The organism is Actinosynnema sp. NPDC023658 (assembly GCF_040639995.1).
Taxonomy (GTDB): Bacteria; Actinomycetota; Actinomycetes; order Mycobacteriales; family Pseudonocardiaceae; genus Actinosynnema.
Genome location: NZ_JBFAAX010000707.1, coordinates 1 through 2983, shown reverse-complemented (window position 1 = coordinate 2983; position 2983 = coordinate 1). Strand labels below are relative to the sequence as shown.

The 2983-nt window shown below is 72.9% G+C and carries 4 protein-coding genes; 3 read left to right on the top strand and 1 reads right to left on the bottom strand.

The features are described 5' to 3' along the window. Positions 1–34: 34 nt before the first annotated feature. The 3 genes from AB0G02_RS33530 (at position 35) to AB0G02_RS33520 (ending at position 2136) form a co-directional block, all read left to right on the top strand. A complete protein-coding gene (locus AB0G02_RS33530; RefSeq protein WP_360802383.1) occupies positions 35–508 on the top strand; it encodes a GNAT family N-acetyltransferase in 474 nt (157 codons plus the stop codon). 126 nt (positions 509–634) lie between these two features. Further along, entirely contained in the window at positions 635–1690 is a 1056-nt protein-coding gene (locus AB0G02_RS33525; RefSeq protein ID WP_360802380.1) for an RNA polymerase subunit sigma-70, read from the top strand. 167 nt (positions 1691–1857) lie between these two features. Then, complete coding sequence (locus AB0G02_RS33520) at positions 1858–2136, top strand: hypothetical protein (protein ID WP_360802377.1); 279 nt, start codon at positions 1858–1860, stop codon at positions 2134–2136. 87 nt (positions 2137–2223) lie between these two features. On the opposite strand, the gene AB0G02_RS33515 is transcribed toward AB0G02_RS33520, so the two are convergent. Continuing rightward, the coding region (locus AB0G02_RS33515; protein ID WP_360802374.1) for a hypothetical protein at positions 2224–2983 on the bottom strand (760 nt) is incomplete at its 5' end.

Below are 2983 nucleotides of genomic sequence, written 5' to 3'. Positions count from 1 at the left end.
TGCCGCGAGTCCAGGCGGAGTGGGGGGAGCACCAGTGGCACGGGTGGCACTGCGGTCGGTCGAGGACTCGGACCTCGACGCCCTGTTCGAGCAGATGCGCGACCCGGAGTCGGTGCGCATGGCCGCCTTCACCGCCAAGGACCCCGACGACCGCGAGGCGTTCGACGCCCACATGGCGAGGTTGAGGGCTTCTCCCGACATCACCCTGCGCGCGGTGACCCTCGACGGGGACCTCGTCGGCAGCATCGGCTGCTTCGTCGTGGAGGGCGACACCGAGATCACCTACTGGATCGACCGCTCGTTCTGGGGCCGCGGGGTCGCGGGCGAAGCCCTCGCGCAGTTCCTCGACGTGGTCGGGGTCCGGCCCCTGCACGCCCGCGCCGCGAGCGACAACCTCGCCTCGCTCCGGGTGCTGGGGAAGGCGGGCTTCACCGTCGTCGGCACCGAGACCTCCTACGCGGCGGGCCGGGACGCCGAGGTCGAGGAGACCGTCCTGCGCCTGGACTGACCCGTCCCGCAGCGCTGCGGCCTGCGGGGTTGGTGACGGCGGTGGCCATGCCGGACACTCGCATGCGGTTCGCCCACGCCCGAGTCGGCGTCGGCACGCGAACAGGACCAACGCGGAGGAAGCCACATGCAGGGAAGCCCGTCGACCGGGAACACCGCCCCGTCCCGAGCCCCGGGTCCGGCGGAGGAACTGCTCGGGAGTGCGCGGGCCGGGGACGGCGAGGCGTTCCGGCAGCTCGTCGAGCCCTACCGGCGCGAGCTCCAGCTGCACTGCTACCGGCTGCTCGGCTCGGTCCAGGACGCCGAGGACCTGGTGCAGGAGACGTTGCTGGCGGCGTGGCGCGGGATCGGCGGGTACGAGGAGCGCGCGTCGGTGCGGACCTGGCTGTACCGGATCGCCACCAACCGCTGCCTCAACGCGCTGCGGAACACCGCCCGACGGCCCGCGGCGGACCAGCGGCCGTCGTTCCCCCTGCCGGAGCCGACCCACCGGACCGAGCCGCTGCGGCTGGAGCCCTACCCCGACCTGCTGCTCGACCAGCTCGCGGACCACACGCCCGGCCCCGAGGCGCGCTACGAGGTCCGCGAGTCGGTGTCGCTGGCCTTCCTGACCGCCCTCCAGCAGCTGCCGGCCAGGCAGCGCGCGGTGCTGGTGCTGCGCGACGTCCTGGAGTTCCGCGCGTCCGAGGTGGCGGCCATCCTCGACACCACCGACAACGCCGTCACCAGCGCGTTGAAGCGGGCACGGGCCGCCCTGGCGCACGACCTCGGTCCGGACCACGTGCCCGGCCCGCTGCCCGAGTCACCGCGCGAACGCCGTCTCGTCGAGGACTTCACCCGCGCGTTCCAGGCGGGCGACGTCGAGGCCGTCGTGGCGATGCTGACCGACGACGCCCGGCTCACCATGCCGCCGCTCCCCCAGGAGTACCGCGGCCTCGACGCCATCGGGCACTTCCTGTCCGAGGTCGCGCTGCGCGACGACCGACGGCACCTGCTCCTCCCGACCCGGGCCAACGGCCAACCGGCGTTCGGCTTCTACGCCCGCGACGCGGGGTCCTCGACCCCCCAGCCGCACGGCCTGCTGGTGCTGACCCTGGCCGGCGACCGGATCACCGCCCTGACCCGGTTCCACGACAACGCCCTCCTGGACCTGTTCGGGCTGCCGCGGTCGCCACACCTCTGAGCGACACCTCCGGGTCACACCTCCCGGAGCACGTCCGGCATCGGCGTCGAACCGACCCGCCGACCCGAGGACGTCCTGGTGGTGGGTGTGGCGGACGCCCACCACCAGGACTCGCGCGGCGGGCCCACGAGGTAGTCTCGGGGGTCGGACGGCGAACGGAGTGGACGATGAGCGGGGACGCGGAACCGGTGATCGACGCCGAGATCGTCGAGTACGGGACGCCGCCGGCGGTGGTGCCGCCGACCGACTACACCGACGACGGCGTGCCGACCTTCGAGCACGTCCGGGACCGGATCGAGAACCGGGTCGCCACCGGCATCGGCGCCGGTGAGCTGGCCGACGCCATCCCGGAGGCCCAGGCGGTCGAGGACCGGTTCGAGGCACGGCGGCAGGCCGGTCTCGACAAGCTGGAGGAGATCCGCCGCTCGATGCGCGGCGACGCCTGATCCCTCCGCCCGGAATCGGTCCGACCAGGCTTTCCGGCGCACCTGAACCCACCTTGCCGAGGCGTCCGCGCGGGCGGACGCGTCGGGTCACTGGTAGGAGATCATCAGCGGCTTCGGCTCGTAGGTCATCGTCTGCTCCGGGGTGAGCATCGGGTGGTCCTCGTCGTAGAAGTTCTTCCAGCCCATCGGCACACCGCCGGTCGGGCGGGCGGCCACGACGGCGTTCCAGGTCGAGACCTTCTGGCCGGTCGTGCCCTGGCCGTCCATGTGGATCAGCAGGGCCAGTTCGTCGTGCGTGGCCAGTGACGGCTCGTCCCGGATCATCGAGAGCGTGAACTGGTGGATCACGAACAGCTTCTGCGGCAACGACTCCCGCGCGGTCAGGTCCGCGAGCCAGGCCATCGTCTCGTTGACCTCCGCCGCGTCGACGCCGCCGGTCTGCCGCAACGGCACCTGGTCGGGCGCGAGCTTCCACTCCGGGTCGACGGCGAGGCCGACGTTCGGCAGCCTCAGCAGCGGCGCGTAGATGCGCGCCTGGTCCAGCAGCCGCGCCCGGCCGGGTTGCAGGTCGAGCACGACGTACATCCCCGCCTGACCGGCTTGCTCGACCCAGGGGCGCAGGGAGTCCACGCTCGCCTCGCCCGAGTAGTCGCCGTCCGGGCCGGGTGCGCCGTGCGCGACGGTCGCGATGACCTCGAACGCGGGCACCACGGGCACGTCGCTGAGCGGTGCGTACTGGTCGGCCACCTGCTTGGCCCGCGCGATGCCTTCCTGGACGCCCTGTTCGCCCAGCACGCCGAGCGAGGGCGTGCCGGGGTGCCCGTAGAGGCACACCAGCCGCCTGCCG